Below are 17043 nucleotides of genomic sequence, written 5' to 3'. Positions count from 1 at the left end.
ACACCAGCGCCCCGTTCCAACAACCCGATCCAGACCAACTGACGTCGTACGGCGTACAGAACTGTCCTCAGGAGGACTGCAGTGGCGAAGGCGAAGTTCGAGCGGACGAAGCCCCACGTCAACATCGGCACCATCGGTCACATCGACCACGGTAAGACCACGCTGACCGCGGCCATCACCAAGGTGCTGCACGACGCGTACCCGGACATCAACCCCTTCACGCCGTTCGACCAGATCGACAAGGCGCCGGAGGAGCGTCAGCGCGGTATCACCATCTCCATCGCGCACGTCGAGTACCAGACCGAGGCGCGTCACTACGCCCACGTCGACTGCCCGGGTCACGCGGACTACATCAAGAACATGATCACCGGTGCGGCCCAGATGGACGGTGCGATCCTCGTCGTCGCCGCCACCGACGGCCCGATGCCGCAGACCAAGGAGCACGTCCTCCTGGCCCGCCAGGTCGGCGTCCCCTACATCGTCGTCGCCCTGAACAAGGCCGACATGGTGGACGACGAGGAGATCCTGGAGCTCGTCGAGCTCGAGGTCCGCGAGCTCCTCTCCGAGTACGAGTTCCCGGGCGACGACCTGCCGGTCGTCCGCGTCTCGGCGCTGAAGGCGCTCGAGGGCGACAAGGAGTGGGGCGAGAAGCTCCTCGGCCTGATGCACGCCGTCGACGAGGCCATCCCGACCCCGGCCCGCCTCACCGACCAGCCGTTCCTGATGCCGATCGAGGACGTCTTCACGATCACCGGTCGTGGCACCGTCGTCACCGGCCGCATCGAGCGCGGCATCCTCAAGGTCAACGAGACCGTCGACATCATCGGCATCAAGACCACCAAGACCACCACCACGGTCACCGGTATCGAGATGTTCCGCAAGCTGCTCGACGAGGGCCAGGCCGGTGAGAACGTCGGTCTGCTGCTCCGCGGCATCAAGCGCGAGGACGTCGAGCGCGGCCAGGTCATCATCAAGCCGGGTTCGGTCACGCCGCACACCGACTTCGAGGCCCAGGCCTACATCCTGTCGAAGGACGAGGGTGGCCGTCACACCCCCTTCTTCAACAACTACCGCCCGCAGTTCTACTTCCGCACCACGGACGTGACCGGCGTCGTGACCCTCCCCGAGGGCACCGAGATGGTCATGCCGGGCGACAACACCGCCATGACCGTCGCGCTGATCCAGCCCGTCGCCATGGAGGAGGGCCTGAAGTTCGCCATCCGTGAGGGTGGCCGCACCGTCGGCGCCGGCCAGGTCACCAAGATCGTCAAGTAAGTGCCGATCTGACCCCCGGTCAACCGCGAGGGCCCGGCCCCGTCCCGCAAGGGAGGGGGCCGGGCCCTCCGGCGTGTGCACGACCGCTGTCTATGATCAACTTGCATGCCGTGCGCCAACCGGTGTGCGGGCGCTTCAGCCAGCTCTACGAGGGGGCACTTCTTGTGGTGACCACACCGTCCGCACCCGGCGGCGTCACTGTCGGCGACACCGCCGGACCGACGCCAGTACGACGCGACCCGCGTCGGCTGGTGGGCGCCCTCGCCGCCGCATGGCTGCTGCCCGTGCTGCTGCACTCGGTCGGGCTGGACGTGCTGCTGCTACCGGCCCTGCTGCTGTTCGTCGCGAGCCTGCTCCGGACCGGCGGCGTACTGCTCGACCGCCTGGTCGCGGCGGGTGTGGTGCTCACCGGCGCCGTACTCTCCTTCGGCCTGCTGTTCTCGCTCTGGCCCTGGGGCCTGGCCCCGGTGCCGACCGGGGGGGTCCTGCTCAGCGCCGTCGCGCTGGCGGGCTGGACCGCCGGCCGCGAACCCCGCCTGCCGTTGCGTGCCCGCTGGGCCGACCTGTTGGTGCTCGGCGTCGGCGGCCTGGTCTGGCACTACCTCTCCCACCCGCTGATCGGGAAGTCCGCCGCCGACCGGCTCGGCTACTTCGCCACTGCGGAGGACCGCTTCGGCCACTTCTCCTACTTCGACGGCATCCGGCACGTCGGCGGCTACGCCTTCCTGCACCAGGAAGCTGCACGGACGTACATGATGACCCCCGCCGAGGCGGTCTACCCGCAGGGGTCGCACTTCCTGCTGGCCTGGATCGACGCCCTGGTCCGCGGCACCACCGACCCCGGCAGCGCGGTCGGCGCGATGAACCGCTACCTCTTCTACGTCCTCGCCTGCTACACCCTGCTGTGCACCCTGCTGGTGTGGGGCGCCCGCTACCTCGGCGGGCCGCGGCTGCGCGGCTGGCGCACGGCGGCGGTCTGCGGCTCGGTGGCCGCGCTGGTGCTGGCGAGCAACGACGTCGACCTGATCGGTCACGGCTTCGACTCGATGATCGTCGGCCTGATGTTCCTGGCGGCCGTGCTGCCGCTGCTGATCCGGGCCTCGATGGGGCGCGGCGACTTCTTGGTGATCGCGGTGACAGGCTTGGTCATGGTGACCTACGCCTACAACCTGTACGGCGTGTTCGTCGGCTTCGCCGTACTCGGTGCCCTGCTGGTCCACCGCCGCCGACTGGGAGGCCGGTGGTCGTACGGGCTGCTGGTGCTCGGACTCGGATTGGCCGGTCTGCCCAGCGCGGTCTCCGTGCTGTCGAAACTCGATGTGGCGAGCACCGCCAACCTCGCCGGGCCGATGGTCGGCGCCGATCGGGTACTGCTGATCGGTGCCGGGCTCCTCGCCCTGCTTGCCGCCCTGGCCCCGTCCAACCGGCGTACCGCGGTCGGCCGGTCGCTCCAGGTGGTGCTGCTGGGCAGTGGCCTGGCGATCGGCGGCTTCGGCTGGTGGCAACTGCACACCATCGGCTATTACTCGTACTACTTCGAGAAGATGGCCGCTGCGGGCATCGTGGTCGCCCTGCTCGGGCTCGGTGCGCTCGGCTCGGTGATCCGCACCGGGACCACGGTGCCTCGTTCCTCCCCGCGCCCGGCCCGGTGGCGTGCGTTCGGGGCTGACGCAGCGCTGTCGGGCTTGGCGCTGGCTGCTGCGCTCAGCCTGTTCGCCGGCGTCCAGTGGGGTGTCCTGACCGCCTGGAACAAGCCGGCCGCGTGGTACTCCAACCCGCTGGTGGCCTGGGGCAAGGGGGACGCCCGTACCGATATCGCCCCCATGGCCGAGATGCTCGCCGGCCGGGACCTCGCCAGGGCCGGCGACGGACCGGTGATCGCGCTCTACTCGAACGACGGTTACCAGAACCTGCGTTCCACCTTCGTCGCCGAACTGATGGAGCACCGCGGTGCGGAGATGCTGGTGCTGTACGGCACCCTCAACGTGAAGTTGGGTGCCGATCCAGTGCCGGAGGCGCAGTACCAGGAGTCGATGGACAAGCTCCGCGCGATGGTCTCCCAACTGGGGGCGGAGCCGACACTGCTGGTGGCCGACAAGAACGTCGCTGACCGGGTACGGGCGGATCTGTCGGCCCACCAGCTGCCGGCGACGGTGCTGCACGCCTCGCTGGGCTGAAACCGGCCGGCCTCAGCCCCGGGCGGAGGGGTCGCGGCGTCAGGCCGAGGTGGTGGCCGGGGCCGGGTGCGGGAGCAGGGCGGGGGGAGCGGGCTGCCGGCGGCGGGGGAGCCGGGGAGCCCAGTCCTTCAGGCGGAGCAGCGGGGACTCCACCAGGTGCCAGGACAGGGCCGCCAGCACCCAGGTGACCGCGAGGGCGACGGCGAGGAAGCGCAGGTGGCCCCAGCGGGCGAAGCCCAGCATCGCCATGGTCTGTTCCACGGTGAAACCGTAGACGTAGATGCCGTAGGAGTAGTCGCGCTTGCGGGCCACCTTGTGGCAGAACGCGGGCAGCCGGACGGCGAGCCAGAACAGCAGGTACGCGAAGGCCGGGTAGCCGATCAGGAAGAATCCGCCCCAGTGCATGCCGGCAACCATCGCCAGGGCGCTGAGCACGGCGAGCGAATCGTTGATCGGCAGCCGCTCCTGGTACAGCCGGGCGCAGGCGCCGAGCAGGTACGCGAACCCCAGGTAGATGACGAAGTAGATCAACTGGCGTCCGAGCAGCGGGAGTTCGACAAGCGACTGGACGTTGAGCGGAATCCTGCGGATGTTCGCGGCCTGCCACGCGTCGTTGAGCATCACGACCCACAGCGCGAGCGCCAGCAGCGGCACGAAGCGGCGGGCCCGGCGCAGCACCCCGCCCGCTGCGAGCAGGCCTATGACCACGTAGCAGAGGATCTCGAACGGCAGCGACCAGAGGGCGCCGTTCAGCGCCGGGTAGAAGTTGGTTCCCCGGCTCATGCCCTCGTTGAAGATCCCGGACACGTCCCAGCCGTTGGACATGGCGGTGGTCCAGGCGCCGTCCAGGTAGTGCAGCGGGCCGTCGGGGCGGGACCAGAAGCCGTGCACGGTGCCGTGCAGGCGGTGGTAGAGGAACGGGGATATCAGCAGGGCGGAGACGGCCAGTGACATCCACAGTCCGGGCAGGATCCGCAGGGCGCGGTGCCAGGCGAACCGGCCGATGGTGACCCGCAGGCCGCTGCCGGTGATCATGAAGCCGGAGAGCACGAAGAACCCGACGACAGCGGTCTTGCCGAGGTCCGTCTGACCTCCGCTGAACGCGCCGAGCGGCTCCAACTGCCCCCAGCCGAGTGGGTACAGGTGCGAAACGACGACGGCGACGGCGAGCACCGTCCGCAGCAGCCCGAAGCTGTTGGCCCGACCGGAGAAGGTCTCCGCCAGCGATCCCCGGTGACCGGGCAGGCGATGGGGCGACAGGGCACTCACAGGGGCTCCTCGGGCGACGCGTACGGCGGGTCGTGAGGCTCCGGACCCGGACGGGCAGCGGGACCGCAGCCGAGCGGAGCGGGTTCCGAGAGCGGTCGGCGAGCCTACCAAGGGCGTCCGGCTCCCCTGCCGACCGGGTCGGCACAGCGCCCGTTCGTGTCCGTCCGCGCCGCCGTGCCTCACCGGAACGGGGAAGGGGACCGACCCGGAGGCCGGTCCCCTTCCCCGTCGGCGCGACGGGTCAGACGGCGCGCAGCGAGGCGTAGTACGCCTGGCACTCGTCCCAGCGCGGCAGCAGGCCGGAGGCCAGGGCCTCGGCCAGGGTGGGGGCCTGCTCGTCCTTGGCGGAGAGCTGCGGGGCCCCGGTCGGCCAGTCGATGCCGAGGTCCGGGTCCAGCGGGTGGATGCCGTGCTCGCCGGTCGGGTTGTAGGTCTCCGAGCAGACGTACGACAGCGTGGCGTCGTCGGTCAGTGCGCAGAAACCGTGGCCCAGGCCCTCGGGGAGGTACACCGCGCGGCGGTCGTCCTCGTCGAGCCGGACGAACTCCCAGCGGCCGAAGGCGGGGGAGCCGACCCGCAGGTCCACCACGACGTCCAGCACCGCGCCGCGCACGCAGCTGACGTACTTGGCCTGGCCGGGCGGCACGTCGGCGAAGTGCACGCCGCGCACCACGTCCTTCGCGGACACCGACAGGTTGCCCTGGGCCAGCCGCAGCGGGTGGCCGACCACCTCGGACAGCTTGTCGAAGCGGTACCACTCCATGAACAGGCCACGGGGGTCGCCGTGCTGCTGCGGGGTCACCTCGAAGGCGCCCGGGATCGACAGCTCGCGGAACTTCACCGCTCGTTCTCCTCCTCTTCCAGCAGACGGACCAGGTACTGGCCGTAGCCGCTCTTCAGCAGCGGCTCGGCGAGCCCGCGCAGCTCGGCGGCGCCGATCAGGCCGGCCCGCCAGCAGGCCTCCTCGATGCAGCCGATCTTGAAGCCCTGGCGCTCCTCGATGACCCGGACGAACTCCGACGCCTGCACCATCGAGACGTGCGTGCCGGTGTCCAGCCAGGCGGTGCCCCGGTCGAGGATGGTGACGTGCAGCTCGCCGGCGTCCAGGTAGGCCTCGTTGACGGCGGTGATCTCCAACTCGCCGCGGGCACTGGGCCGCAGGCCGCGGGCGATCTCCACGACCCGGTTGTCGTAGAAGTAGAGGCCCGGCACCGCGTACCGGGACTTCGGCTCGGCCGGCTTCTCCTCGATGGAGATCGCCTGGCCCCGCTCGTCGAACTCGACCACGCCGTACGCCGTCGGGTCGGCCACCGGGTACGCGAACACCCGACCGCCCTTGGCCTCGGTGTGCTCGGCGAGCCTGGTGCCCAGGCCGCTGCCGTGGAAGATGTTGTCGCCGAGGATCAGCGCCACCGGCTGGTCGCCGATGAAGTCCGCGCCCAGCAGGAAGGCCTGGGCGATCCCCTCGGGCTTCTCCTGGACGGCGTACTCCAGCCGCAGCCCGAGCTGGGAGCCGTCGCCGAGCAGCCGCTCGAACTGGGCTCGGTCCTCCGGCGTCGTGATGATCAGGACCTCGCTGATCCCGGCCATGACCAGGGTGGAGAGCGGGTAGTAGATCATCGGTTTGTCGAAGACGGGGAGCAGCTGTTTCGAGACTGCCCGGGTCAGCGGCCACAGGCGCGATCCGGTGCCGCCGGCCAAAAGGATTCCACGCATGGGTGCACCCTATGCGAAAGCGCCCGACGCCTCCGGGCCCGCCGCCGGGGCCTGCTCCACGGACGGTTAGACTCGCCCCACTATGCGCATCCTCGTGACCGGCGGTGCCGGCTTCATCGGTTCTGAATTCGTCCGCCAGCAGTTCGCCGCGGACGCGACGGCCCAGATCACCGTCCTCGACAAGCTGACCTACTCGGGCGTCGAGGAGAACCTCGCCCCGGTCGCGGGCCTGCCGGGCTACCGCTTCGTCAAGGGCGACATCTGCGATCCGCAGGTGGTCGGCGAGGTGATGGCCGGCCATGACGTGGTGGTCCACTTCGCCGCCGAGTCGCACGTCGACCGCTCGATCGCCGGCGCCGGCCCGTTCGTGATGACCAACGTGGTCGGCACCCAGGTGCTGCTGGACGCGGCCCGCGAGCACGGCGTCGGCCGCTTCGTCCACGTCTCCACCGACGAGGTCTACGGCTCGATCGACGAGGGCTCCTGGACCGAGGAGTGGCCGCTGCGGCCGAACTCCCCGTACTCCTCCTCGAAGGCCGGCTCCGACCTGCTGGCGCTCGCCTACCACCGCACCCACGGCATGGACGTGGTGGTCACCCGCTGCTCCAACAACTACGGGCACTACCAGTTCCCGGAGAAGGTCATCCCGCTGTTCACCACCAACCTGATCGACGGGCTGAAGGTGCCGCTGTACGGCAACGGCGGCAACATCCGCGACTGGCTGCACGTCTCCGACCACTGCCGGGGCATCGACCTGGTGATGCGCGGCGGTCGGGCCGGCGAGGTCTACAACATCGGCGGCGGCACCGAGGTCACCAACAAGGAGCTGACCGGCCTGCTGCTGGACGCGGCCGGCGCCGGCTGGGACATGGTCGAGCACGTCGAGGACCGCAAGGGCCACGACCTGCGCTACTCCCTGGACATCTCCAAGATCCGCACCGAGCTGGGCTACGAGCCGCAGGTCCGGTTCGAGGACGGCCTGGCCGCCACCATCGCCTGGTACCGCGACAACCGCGCCTGGTGGGAGCCGCTGAAGGCGAAGGCGGCGCTGCAGAAGTGACCGCCGCCCCGGACCTCTCCACCACCCCGGACGCCCCGGCCGGCCGCTGGCTGGTCACCGGCGCGGCCGGCATGCTCGGCCGGGACGTGCTCCGCGTCCTGGCCGCCGCCGGCGTCGGGGCCACCGCGCTGACCCGCGCCGAGCTGGACGTCACCGACCCGGCCGCCGTCGCGGCCGCCGTCCGCGGCCACGCCGTGGTGGTCAACTGCGCGGCCTGGACGGACGTCGACGGCGCGGAGGCCGACGAGGCCGCCGCCACCGCCGTCAACGGCACCGCCGTGCGCCACCTGGCCGCCGCCTGCGCCGCCTCCGGCGCCCGCCTGGTGCACGTCTCCACCGACTACGTGTTCCCCGGCGACGGCACCGAGCCCTACGCCGAGGACGCTCCGACCGGCCCGGTCAACGCCTACGGCCGCTCCAAGCTGGCCGGCGAGCTGGCCGTCCTGGAACTGCTGCCCGACACCGGCTACGTGGTGCGCACCGCCTGGCTGTACGGCGCCGGCGGCAACAACTTCGTCGCCACCATGCTCCGCCTCGGCGCCCAGCGCGACACCCTCGACGTGGTCGACGACCAGCAGGGCCAGCCCACCTGGACCTACGCGCTGGCCGAGCGGCTGGTCGAACTGGGGTGCAACCTCCGGGCCCCGGCGGGCGTCTACCACGGTACGGCGAGCGGCCGCACCACCTGGTTCGACCTGGCCCGGGCGGCCTACCGCCTCGGCGGGCTGGACCCCGAGCGGATCCGGCCCACCACCTCGGCCGCCTTCGTCCGGCCCGCCGTCCGGCCCGCGTTCAGCGTGCTGGGCCACGCGCGCTGGGCCGAGGCCGGACTGCCCCCGCTGCCCGACTGGCGGGAGCAGCTCGCACAGGCGCTCACCGACCCCGTCTTCACCGACCTCGCCGCTGCCGCGGGGAAGAACGACAGATGACATCCCTCCTCCGCAAGCTCGCCTCCGTGCTGCCTCCGGGGACCCTCGCGGTCGCCGGGGGCACCGTCGTGCTCGGCGCCGCCTCCTACGTCCACCTCGGGGTGGCCGGGCACAGCCTCGACACCGAGGACATGGCCAACGTCTCGGTGCTGTGGACCATCGTGATGTCGGTCGGCATCGGCGTGTTCTTCCCGATCGAGCAGGAACTCACCCGGATCGTCGCCGCCCGCGCGGTGCTCGGCCACGGCGCCGCCCCGGTGCTGCGCCGGGCCGCCGTGATGACCGCGGCGATCCTCGGCACCGTGCTGCTGGTGTTGGCCGTCGCGGCCGGCCCGATCGCGGACGGCCTGTTCCACGGCGACCGCGGCCTGGTGGCCGCGCTCGGCGGCGCCTTCGCCGGCATGGCGGTCTGCTACCTGACCCGCGGCGTGCTGGCCGGCCTCGGCCGGTTCGGCGCCTACGGCACCCAGCTGGGCGTCGACGGCGGCCTGCGGATGGTGCTGGCCTTCGGCTGCGCGGCGTTCGGCCTGCACTCCGCGCTGGCGTTCAGCCTGGTGCTGGCCGTCGCCCCGGTGATCGCCACGCTGGTCACCCTGCCGCCGCTGCTGCGCGCGGTCGGCCCCGGCGAGCGGATCGGCTGGCGCGAGCTGACCTCCGGCCTCGGCCTGCTGGTGTGCTCCACCCTGCTGTCGCAGGCGGTGGTGAACGCGGCGGTGCTGAGCACCAAGCTGCTGGCCCCGACCGACAGCGTGCTGATCGCCGCCCTGCTGAACGCCCTGGTGCTGGCCCGCGTCCCGCTGTTCGTCTTCGGCTCGCTCCAGGCCTCGCTGCTCAACGGCCTGTCCGCGGCCTTCGCGGCCGGCGACCGGGCGGCGTTCTCGGCGATGCTCCGCAAGATCGCGGTGGTGGTCGGCGGACTGGGCCTGCTCGGCGGCATCCCGGCGACCGCGCTCGGCCCCTGGCTGATCCAGGTGCTGTTCGGCGCCCAGCCGCGGCTCGGCTGCCTGGACTTCCTGCTGCTCTCGGCCGGCACCGTGGCCTACATGTTCGCGATGGTGCTGGGCCAGGCCCTGATGGTGTTCGAACGACACAACCTGCAGCTGGCCTGCTGGGGCCTGGGCACCGCGGTGCTGGTCGGCGTCACGGCCGTCCCCGGGGACGTCGCGACCCGGGTGATCCTGGCCTACGCGCTTGGATCGCTCGCCACCGTGCTCGGTATGCTGGCCGCGCTCAGGAGGAGTTTCCCGAGCGCACCGGAGCGTCGGCCGTCACCCCTCTCGGCGGACCCGGGTCGCCTGGTCGGCAACCCCATGGCGGACTGACCATGCAGAGCGACGCGAACCCCCCGATCAACCCGATCAACCCGGCCGACCAGGCCCGACTAGCCGATGCTGGAGCCACTGTGTCCGACTACGACGACGTCTGGCTGGTCATTCCGGCTTACAACGAGGGCCAAGTGATCGCCGAGGTGGTGGAGGCGGCCCGCAAGACGTTCCCCAACATCGTGGTGGTCGACGACGGCAGCGCGGACAACACCGGCGAGCACGTCGAGGGCACCGGCGCCCACCTGGTCCGGCACCCCGTCAACCTCGGCCAGGGCGCCGCCCTGCAGACCGGCCTGCGCTACGCCCTGGCCCAGCCCGGCGCCGAGTACTTCGCGACCTTCGACGCCGACGGCCAGCACCAGACCAAGGACGTCGAGGTGATGGTGCAGCTGCTGCGCACCGGCCAGGCCGACGTCGTGCTGGGCTCGCGGTTCATCGAGCAGAACGGCCAGGTGCCGTGGATCAAGCGGGTGGTGCTGCGCACCGCCGCCGCGGTCAGCCCCACCGCCCGCAAGCTCAAGCTCACCGACGCCCACAACGGCCTCCGGGTGCTCAACCGGGAGGCCGCCGGACGGCTCCGGATCACCATGAACGGCATGGCCCACGCCTCGGAGATCGTCAGCTTCCTCGCGGGCTCCGACCTGAAGGTCGCCGAGGTCCCGGTGGACGTGCTCTACACCGAATACTCCCGCGCCAAGGGGCAGTCCCTGATCAACGGCGTGAACATCCTCTTCGACATCTCGCTCCGGGAGCGTGGCCGGTAATGAAGTACTTCTGGATCCAGCTGGTCCTCATCCTGGGCTCGCTCTCCCTGGCACTGATGTTCATCCGCCGCTGGGACCGGGCCAACACCCGCGCCTGGAAGCGCATCGCCTTCTCGATCTTCGTGATCGTCAACATCTTCGCGGTGCTCCGCCCCGGCGACGTCACCTGGCTGGCCAAGCAGATGGGCGTCGGCCGCGGCACCGACCTGGTGCTGTACGTGATGGTGCTCGGCGTGGGCTTCCTCACCCTGAACACCTTCCTGCGCTTCCGCTCGCTGGAGAAGAAGATCACCGACCTGGCCCGCACCGTCGCCATCAACGAGGGCGCGCGCGCCAACGACGAGCGCCTCGGGGCCGACGAGGACCCCCGTCCCTCCGGCACCCTCAAGGTCTGAGCGATGGCCGGCTTCGACTTCATGCTCCCCTACTACGGGGACGTCAGGCAGATGCAGGACGCGGTGCGCAGCGTCCTCGCCCAGACCGACCCCGACTTCCGGCTGGTCGTCATCGACGACGGCCGGGAGCCGGAGGTCCCGGGCTGGTTCGCCCGGCTCGGCGACGACCGGGTGGAGTACCTGCGCAACGAGCAGAACCTCGGCATCACCAAGAACTTCCAGAAGTGCGTCCGGCTCTCCGAGGCCGACCACGTGGTGATCATGGGCTGCGACGACCTGCTGCACCCGCACTACCTGGAGACCGTCCGCAAGATCCTCGCCGACCACCCCGGCGTCGGCATGGTGCAGCCCGGCGTCGAGGTGATCGACGGCGACGGCCGGCCGGTCTCCGGCCTGGTCGACCAGACCAAGCGGCGGCTGTACGCGCCCAAGGTCGAGGGCCGGCGGCTGATGGGCGGCGAGGAGCTGGCCGCCAGCGTGCTGCGCGGCAACTGGCTGTACTTCCCCTCGATCACCTGGCGGGGCGAGGCGCTGCGCGCGGTCAACTTCCGCGACGAGTACTCGGTGATCCAGGACCTCGCGCTCGTCGTCGACCTGCTGGAACTGGGCGAGCAGATGGCGGTGGACACCAGCACCACGGTGTTCCAGTACCGCCGGCACGCGGTCTCCGAGTCCTCGGTGCAGGCCTACTCGGGCACCCGCTTCAGCGAGGCCGAGCGCTACTTCGCCGCGGTCGCCGAACGGATGGACGCCCGCGGCTGGACCAAGGCCGCCAAGGCCGCCCGGGTGCACAGCGCCTCCCGGCTGCACGCGATGACGATGCTGCCCGGCGCGCTGCGCCGCGGCCGGTCCGACGGCGTGAAGGTGCTGGCCCGGCACGTGTTCACGGCCGGCGAGCGCCCGTCGCCGCGGGCCTGACTCAAGGATGATGATGACGGACCTGGCCTCCCACCCGGTGGGCTCCCACCCGGCACCCGGCACCCCGGGCGCCGCCGACCCCGGCCGCCCCTGGTGGCGGCGGCGCTGGGCGCCCGTGCTGGGCGAGGCGGTCGTGAGCGTGGGCGCCGCCGGCCTCTACACCCTGCTGTGCACCAGGATCAGCGTCAATCCGATCAACCGGATCGGCCAGGTCAGCGGCCTCGCCAAGCTCCAGGAGTACGTGGCCGTCCTCGGCCTGCCGCTGCTCGCGGTGCTGCTCTTCACCGCCTACCGCGGCAGCGCGCTCCGGCACCAGCTGACCAAGCGCCTGGTCTGCGCCGCGCTGGCCGGCCTGGCCACCGGCGTGGTGGCCGGCGGCGTGGTGGTCGCGCTGCGCGGCACCCCCTGGCCGCTCGGCGGCCAGGAGGGCGACCCGGGCGTCCTGATGGCGATGGCCACCACGATCATGGACGGCAAGGGCCTGCCCGGGGTCTACCCGCCCGGCTTCCCGGCGGTCATGGCCCTCTGGTCGGAGCTGTTCTACGGCGGCCGCACCGGCGCCGGCTTCGCCCTGCACGACCTGCAGATCCTGTTCACCGCGCTGTTCGGCCCGATGGCGTACCTGTCCTGGCGGCTGGTGCTGCGCCCGTTCTGGGCGCTGCTGATCGCGCTGCCCGCCTCGGTGGTCTTCCTCGACCCGATCCGCCCGTACAGCCACATCGTGATGGTCATGCTCGTCCCGGTGCTGGTGGCGTTCTTCCGCGCGATGGGCCGGGCCCCCGAACGCCGGCCGCGCACGGTGCTGCTGCTCGGGGCGGCCTTCGGGGCGGCCTTCGGCGCGCTGTTCCTCTGGTACTCCGGCTGGTTCCTGTGGGCCGCGCCCGGCGTCCTGCTGCTGGCGCTGTTCTGCTTCCCGTGGCGCCGGGGCGGCCGGTCGGCCAAGGCGCGGACCGGGCTGTACCTGGCCGGGGCGGCCGCGGGCTTCGCCGTGGTCGGCTCGCCGCTGCTCTACGAGCTGGCCAAGGCGAGCGGCTCGGTCCCCGACCGGTACGCCTTCCTGGCGGTCTACGCCGACCCGTCCTACGTGCTGAACTTCGTCTCCGACCGCAGCGGCGACCTGACGTACGACACCTGGCCCGGCACCGGCGACCTGGCCGGGCAGAGCGGCATCTCGCTGCTGCTGCTGCTCGGCGCCGGCCTGGCCCTGGGCCTGGCGCTGCGCCAGCTGACGGTGCGGGTGGCGGCGGCGGTGCTGATCGGCTCCTGGCTGCTGCGCTTCTACTACGCGGGCAGGATGGCGCACGACCGGGCGGTGCAGCTGTACCCGCGGACCACCTGGATCATCATGTACTGCCTGATGATCCTGGCGGTGTTCGGCGTGATGGCCCTGGTCAACCGGGGCAGCGGCTGGGGCGACCGGGTGCTCGCGGTGCGCGGCGCGGCGACCGAGGCGATCCCGCGCCGGGTGGTGCGGCAGGTCGCGGCCGGCATGGTCTGCGCGCTCGCGGTGTTCGGCACGATGGCGGCCGGCTGGTCGATCAACCGGTACATGCCGGAGGACCCGGCCAAGAACACCATGGGCATGGATGCCTGGCGGGCCCACCTGCTGCAGAAGCCGGACGGGAAGTGCCCGAAGTACGCCCCGAACGGCAAGTGCGTGGTGCACGAGGTCAAGGACCGCACCCAGTACCCGGACGACGGCGTGCTCTGGTGCGCCGGGATCGTCGCGGCGGAGTGGCCGACGGTCTGCGGCCGGAAGGCGCCCTTCGACGACCTGTCGACCAAGCCGTCCCCGACCCCGGCGCCCGCCCCGCCGGCGGCCCCGTCCGAGTCGCCGCAGCCGAGCGGCGCGGCGCAGGACCCGGCCAAGTCGGGGGAGTCGGCCAGGTCCGCGGAGTCCGCCAAGCCGTCCGCGACGAAGTCCGGCACCCGGTAGGCCCGGTCCGCCGGCCGATCGGCCCCCGACCAGGTGACCTGGCCGGGGGCCGATTGGCGTACGGCCCGCTTTCTGTGGCAGGATGTCCGGGTTGCTCGGTTGAGTACCGATGCTGCGCGCCTCCCGCCGGGAGGACCGGAAGCGAGTCCCATGTACTCGTCGTTCCCGTGAATGGCCGTTCATGTGCCCACGTGCTGTGTGTGGGTGCAGTGGTGTGTAAGCGACACCGCGGCAGCTGCGGGGCGAAAGTACGGGAATCTTCCGGGAAGCGTGTGCGGGGTACCGGCCCGGCTCACCCCATCCCAGCAGTCCGAACCGACGAGATGTCTCGCCGGTTTTTGCAAGCGCAAGGGCGACACGCCCGAGCGCGGGGGTCGGAGGAGGAGTCGTGCAGCAACGGACGACACAAAGGACTACGAAGTAGCCATGGCGGGACAGAAGATCCGCATCCGGCTCAAGGCCTACGACCACGAGGTCATCGACTCTTCGGCGAAGAAGATCGTCGAGACGGTGATCCGTACTGGTGCGCAGGTCGCGGGCCCGGTGCCGCTGCCCACTGAGAAGAACGTGTACTGCGTCATCCGCTCGCCGCACAAGTACAAGGACTCGCGCGAGCACTTCGAGATGCGCACTCACAAGCGTCTGATCGACATCCTCGACCCCACGCCGAAGACGGTTGACTCGCTGATGCGTCTCGACCTGCCGGCGGGCGTCGACATCGAGATCAAGCTCTGAGAGGCGCACCGAAGATGGCTAAGCAGATTAAGGGCATCCTGGGCGAGAAGCTCGGCATGACCCAGGTCTGGGACGAGAACAACCGGGTCGTCCCGGTGACCGTCGTCAAGGCTGGGCCCAATGTCGTGACCCAGGTCCACACCGCCGACAGCCCGGCCGGCTACGACGCCGTCCAGATCGGCTTCGGCGAGATCGACCCCCGCAAGGTGAACAAGCCCCTCCAGGGCCACTTCGCCAAGGCCGGCGTCACCCCCCGCCGCCACCTGGTCGAGCTCCGTACCGCGGACGCGTCCGAGTACACCCTGGGCCAGGAGATCACCGCCGAGACCTTCGAGGCGGGTGTCAAGGTCGACGTGACCGGCACCTCCAAGGGCAAGGGCTTCGCCGGTGTCATGAAGCGTCACAACTTCAAGGGCCTCGGCGCCGGTCACGGCACCCAGCGCAAGCACCGCTCGCCCGGCTCCATCGGTGGCTGCGCCACCCCGGGCCGCGTGTTCAAGGGCATGCGCATGGCGGGTCGGATGGGCCACGAGCGTGTGACCACCCAGAACCTGACCGTGCACGCGGTCGACGCGGAGAAGGGCCTGCTCCTCATCAAGGGCGCGATCCCGGGTCCGAACGGCGGCCTCGTCCTCGTCCGCACCGCGGCGAAGGGGCTGTGAAGGATATGAGCACCATTGACATCCTGTCGCCGGCCGGCGACAAGGCCGGCAGCGTCGAGCTGCCCGCCGAGATCTTCGACGCCAAGGTCAGCGTCCCGCTGATGCACCAGGTCGTCGTGGCGCAGCTCGCCGCGGCTCGCCAGGGCACCCACAAGGTCAAGCGTCGTGGCGAGGTCCGCGGTGGCGGCAAGAAGCCGTACCGCCAGAAGGGCACCGGCCGCGCCCGCCAGGGCTCGACCCGCGCCCCGCAGTTCGCCGGTGGTGGCGTCGTGCACGGTCCCGTGCCGCGCGACTACTCGCAGCGGACCCCGAAGAAGATGATCGCCGCCGCCCTGCGCAGCGCGCTCACCGACCGGGCCCGCCACGAGCGCATCCACGTCGTGACCGGCGTGACCGCGACCGAGGCTCCGTCGACCAAGGCCGCCAAGGTCCTGTTCGGCAAGATCTCCGAGCGCAAGAACCTCCTCCTGGTGGTCGAGCGCGAGGACGAGCTGGGCATCCTGTCCGCTCGCAACCTGCCGAACGTGCACATCCTGGACGCCGGCCAGCTGAACACCTACGACGTGCTCGTCTCCGACGATGTGGTCTTCACCCAGGCCGCCTTCGAGCGTTTCGTGGCCGGTCCGGCCGCGTCCGCCAAGGCCGTTGCTGCTGAGGGCGAGCTCGAAGGGACTGCCGCCTGATGAGCGAGATCACCTCCAAGACGTTCACGGACCCCCGTGACGTCCTGATCAAGCCGGTTATCTCCGAGAAGAGCTACTCGCTCCTCGACGAGAACAAGTACACGTTCGTCGTGGCTCCCGGTGCCAACAAGACCCAGATCAAGCAGGCCGTCGAGGCGGTCTTCTCGGTCAAGGTCGAGGCCGTGAACACGCTGAACCGCCAGGGCAAGCGCAAGCGCTCCCGCACCGGTTTCGGCAAGCGCAAGGACACCAAGCGCGCGATCGTGACGCTGGCCGAGGGCAACCGCATCGACATCTTCGGTGGTCCGGTCTCCTGACGTTGCGTCAGGGACCGCGATCGTCGTAAAGGACGAGGACAGAAATGGGTATCCGCAAGTACAAGCCGACTACGCCGGGCCGCCGTGGCTCCAGCGTGGCCGACTTCGTCGAAATCACGCGGTCCACGCCGGAGAAGTCGCTGGTTCGCCCGCTGCACAGCAAGGGCGGCCGTAACAACGCCGGTCGTATCACCGCTCGCCACCAGGGTGGCGGTCACAAGCGCGCCTACCGTCTGATCGACTTCCGTCGTCACGACAAGGACGGCGTGCCGGCCAAGGTCGCGCACATCGAGTACGACCCGAACCGCACCGCGCGCATCGCGCTCCTGCACTACGCGGACGGCGAGAAGCGCTACATCATCGCCCCCCGCGGCGTCGCGCAGGGTGACCGGATCGAGAACGGCGCGGGCGCCGACATCAAGCCGGGCAACAACCTGCCGCTGCGCAACATCCCGGTCGGTACCACCATCCACGCGGTGGAGCTCCGTCCCGGCGGTGGCGCCAAGCTGGCCCGCTCCGCGGGTGCCGGCATTCAGCTGCTCGCCCGTGAGGGCCGCATGGCGCACCTGCGCATGCCCTCCGGTGAGATCCGCCTGGTGGACGCGCGCTGCCGCGCGACCGTCGGCGAGGTCGGCAACGCCGAGCAGTCGAACATCAACTGGGGCAAGGCCGGCCGTATGCGCTGGAAGGGCGTCCGCCCGACCGTGCGTGGTGTGGCCATGAACCCGATCGACCACCCGCACGGTGGTGGTGAGGGTAAGACCTCCGGTGGTCGCCACCCGGTCTCGCCGTGGGGCAAGCCCGAGGGCCGCACCCGTCGCCCGAACAAGGCGTCGGACAAGCTCATCGTGCGCCGCCGCAAGACCAACAAGAAGCGCTAGG

17 protein-coding genes are annotated in these 17043 nt (G+C 70.7%); 14 read left to right on the top strand and 3 right to left on the bottom strand.

All coding sequences use genetic code 11. The features are described from left to right. Positions 1-81: 81 nt before the first annotated feature. Positions 82-1275, top strand: a complete 1194-nt coding sequence (tuf, locus tag ACIP60_RS23185; protein ID WP_030457430.1) for an elongation factor Tu — start codon at positions 82-84, stop codon at positions 1273-1275. Between the two features lie 92 nt (positions 1276-1367). Next, complete coding sequence (locus ACIP60_RS23180; protein WP_400687312.1) at positions 1368-3452, top strand: hypothetical protein; 2085 nt, start codon at positions 1368-1370, stop codon at positions 3450-3452. Positions 3453-3491: 39 nt separating this feature from the next. Here the strand turns inward: ACIP60_RS23180 and ACIP60_RS23175 are convergent, their stop codons facing one another. The 3 genes from ACIP60_RS23175 to rfbA form a co-directional block, all read right to left on the bottom strand. Beyond that, positions 3492-4721, bottom strand: a complete 1230-nt coding sequence (locus tag ACIP60_RS23175; RefSeq protein ID WP_400687310.1) for an acyltransferase family protein — start codon at positions 4719-4721, stop codon at positions 3492-3494. A 241-nt stretch (positions 4722-4962) separates the two neighbouring features. Next, positions 4963-5562 carry a dTDP-4-dehydrorhamnose 3,5-epimerase gene (rfbC, locus tag ACIP60_RS23170; RefSeq protein WP_100837821.1) on the bottom strand — a complete coding sequence of 200 codons (600 nt, stop codon included), beginning with the start codon at positions 5560-5562 and terminating at the stop codon, positions 4963-4965. Further along, positions 5559-6437, bottom strand: coding sequence for a glucose-1-phosphate thymidylyltransferase RfbA (rfbA, locus tag ACIP60_RS23165; RefSeq protein ID WP_400687307.1), 879 nt, complete (start codon positions 6435-6437; stop codon positions 5559-5561). Before rfbA ends, rfbC begins: the two co-directional genes overlap by 4 nt. 82 nt (positions 6438-6519) lie before the next feature. Between rfbA and rfbB the strand changes: the two genes are divergently transcribed. The 12 genes from rfbB to rplB all read left to right on the top strand — a co-directional run bounded on the left by rfbB (position 6520) and on the right by rplB (position 17042). Further along, a complete protein-coding gene (gene rfbB / locus ACIP60_RS23160) occupies positions 6520-7497 on the top strand; it encodes a dTDP-glucose 4,6-dehydratase (protein WP_100837823.1) in 978 nt (325 codons plus the stop codon). Then, positions 7494-8426: a dTDP-4-dehydrorhamnose reductase gene (gene rfbD, locus ACIP60_RS23155; RefSeq protein ID WP_400687305.1), complete on the top strand. Its 933-nt coding sequence runs from the start codon at positions 7494-7496 to the stop codon at positions 8424-8426. Before rfbB ends, rfbD begins: the two co-directional genes overlap by 4 nt. After that, the gene (locus tag ACIP60_RS23150; RefSeq protein WP_400687303.1) at positions 8423-9748 is read left to right on the top strand and encodes a hypothetical protein; all 1326 of its coding nucleotides are present in this window, start codon (positions 8423-8425) and stop codon (positions 9746-9748) included. Before rfbD ends, ACIP60_RS23150 begins: the two co-directional genes overlap by 4 nt. A gap of 2 nt (positions 9749-9750) precedes the next feature. Continuing rightward, complete coding sequence (locus tag ACIP60_RS23145; RefSeq protein ID WP_282205975.1) at positions 9751-10515, top strand: glycosyltransferase family 2 protein; 765 nt, start codon at positions 9751-9753, stop codon at positions 10513-10515. Beyond that, positions 10515-10910, top strand: a complete 396-nt coding sequence (locus tag ACIP60_RS23140) for a DUF2304 domain-containing protein (protein ID WP_100837827.1) — start codon at positions 10515-10517, stop codon at positions 10908-10910. The genes ACIP60_RS23145 and ACIP60_RS23140 overlap by 1 nt, the downstream gene beginning before the upstream one ends. A 3-nt stretch (positions 10911-10913) precedes the next feature. Then, positions 10914-11828 (top strand): glycosyltransferase family 2 protein, encoded by a 915-nt coding sequence (locus tag ACIP60_RS23135; RefSeq protein ID WP_400687300.1) that lies wholly within the window; start codon positions 10914-10916, stop codon positions 11826-11828. Positions 11829-11841: 13 nt separating this feature from the next. Next, complete coding sequence (locus ACIP60_RS23130) at positions 11842-13764, top strand: hypothetical protein (RefSeq protein ID WP_400687298.1); 1923 nt, start codon at positions 11842-11844, stop codon at positions 13762-13764. Positions 13765-14190: 426 nt separating this feature from the next. Beyond that, on the top strand, positions 14191-14499 hold the full coding sequence (rpsJ, locus tag ACIP60_RS23125) for a 30S ribosomal protein S10 (RefSeq protein ID WP_012785157.1): 309 nt from the start codon (positions 14191-14193) through the stop codon (positions 14497-14499). 14 nt (positions 14500-14513) lie between these two features. Next, entirely contained in the window at positions 14514-15161 is a 648-nt protein-coding gene (gene rplC / locus ACIP60_RS23120; RefSeq protein ID WP_100837830.1) for a 50S ribosomal protein L3, read from the top strand. Positions 15162-15166: 5 nt separating this feature from the next. Beyond that, positions 15167-15844, top strand: a complete 678-nt coding sequence (gene rplD, locus ACIP60_RS23115; RefSeq protein ID WP_100837831.1) for a 50S ribosomal protein L4 — start codon at positions 15167-15169, stop codon at positions 15842-15844. Further along, complete coding sequence (rplW, locus tag ACIP60_RS23110) at positions 15844-16161, top strand: 50S ribosomal protein L23 (protein WP_099899929.1); 318 nt, start codon at positions 15844-15846, stop codon at positions 16159-16161. Before rplD ends, rplW begins: the two co-directional genes overlap by 1 nt. A 44-nt stretch (positions 16162-16205) precedes the next feature. Continuing rightward, complete coding sequence (gene rplB, locus ACIP60_RS23105; protein ID WP_100837832.1) at positions 16206-17042, top strand: 50S ribosomal protein L2; 837 nt, start codon at positions 16206-16208, stop codon at positions 17040-17042. Position 17043: the final 1 nt, after the last annotated feature.

Origin of the sequence: Kitasatospora sp. NPDC088783, assembly GCF_044750705.1 — a bacterium.
Taxonomy (GTDB): domain Bacteria; phylum Actinomycetota; class Actinomycetes; order Streptomycetales; family Streptomycetaceae; genus Kitasatospora; species Kitasatospora fiedleri.
Note: the sequence above shows the minus strand (reverse complement) of the source record. Positions and strands in the feature narration are given on the sequence as shown.

Bases quoted from the DNA above. Each gene is read 5' to 3' on its own strand.
- ACIP60_RS23130 (WP_400687298.1), top strand. From the start codon at position 11,842: ATGACGGACCTGGCCTCCCACCCGGTGGGCTCCCACCCGGCACCCGGC.
- ACIP60_RS23180 (WP_400687312.1), top strand. From the start codon at position 1,368: ATGATCAACTTGCATGCCGTGCGCCAACCGGTGTGCGGGCGCTTCAGC.
- ACIP60_RS23150 (WP_400687303.1), top strand. From the start codon at position 8,423: ATGACATCCCTCCTCCGCAAGCTCGCCTCCGTGCTGCCTCCGGGGACC.
- ACIP60_RS23140 (WP_100837827.1), top strand. From the start codon at position 10,515: ATGAAGTACTTCTGGATCCAGCTGGTCCTCATCCTGGGCTCGCTCTCC.
- rpsJ (WP_012785157.1), top strand. From the start codon at position 14,191: ATGGCGGGACAGAAGATCCGCATCCGGCTCAAGGCCTACGACCACGAG.
- rfbB (WP_100837823.1), top strand. From the start codon at position 6,520: ATGCGCATCCTCGTGACCGGCGGTGCCGGCTTCATCGGTTCTGAATTC.
- ACIP60_RS23135 (WP_400687300.1), top strand. From the start codon at position 10,914: ATGGCCGGCTTCGACTTCATGCTCCCCTACTACGGGGACGTCAGGCAG.
- ACIP60_RS23145 (WP_282205975.1), top strand. From the start codon at position 9,751: ATGCAGAGCGACGCGAACCCCCCGATCAACCCGATCAACCCGGCCGAC.
- rplD (WP_100837831.1), top strand. From the start codon at position 15,167: ATGAGCACCATTGACATCCTGTCGCCGGCCGGCGACAAGGCCGGCAGC.
- rplB (WP_100837832.1), top strand. From the start codon at position 16,206: ATGGGTATCCGCAAGTACAAGCCGACTACGCCGGGCCGCCGTGGCTCC.
- rfbA (WP_400687307.1), bottom strand. From the start codon at position 6,437: ATGCGTGGAATCCTTTTGGCCGGCGGCACCGGATCGCGCCTGTGGCCG.
- rplW (WP_099899929.1), top strand. From the start codon at position 15,844: ATGAGCGAGATCACCTCCAAGACGTTCACGGACCCCCGTGACGTCCTG.
- rplC (WP_100837830.1), top strand. From the start codon at position 14,514: ATGGCTAAGCAGATTAAGGGCATCCTGGGCGAGAAGCTCGGCATGACC.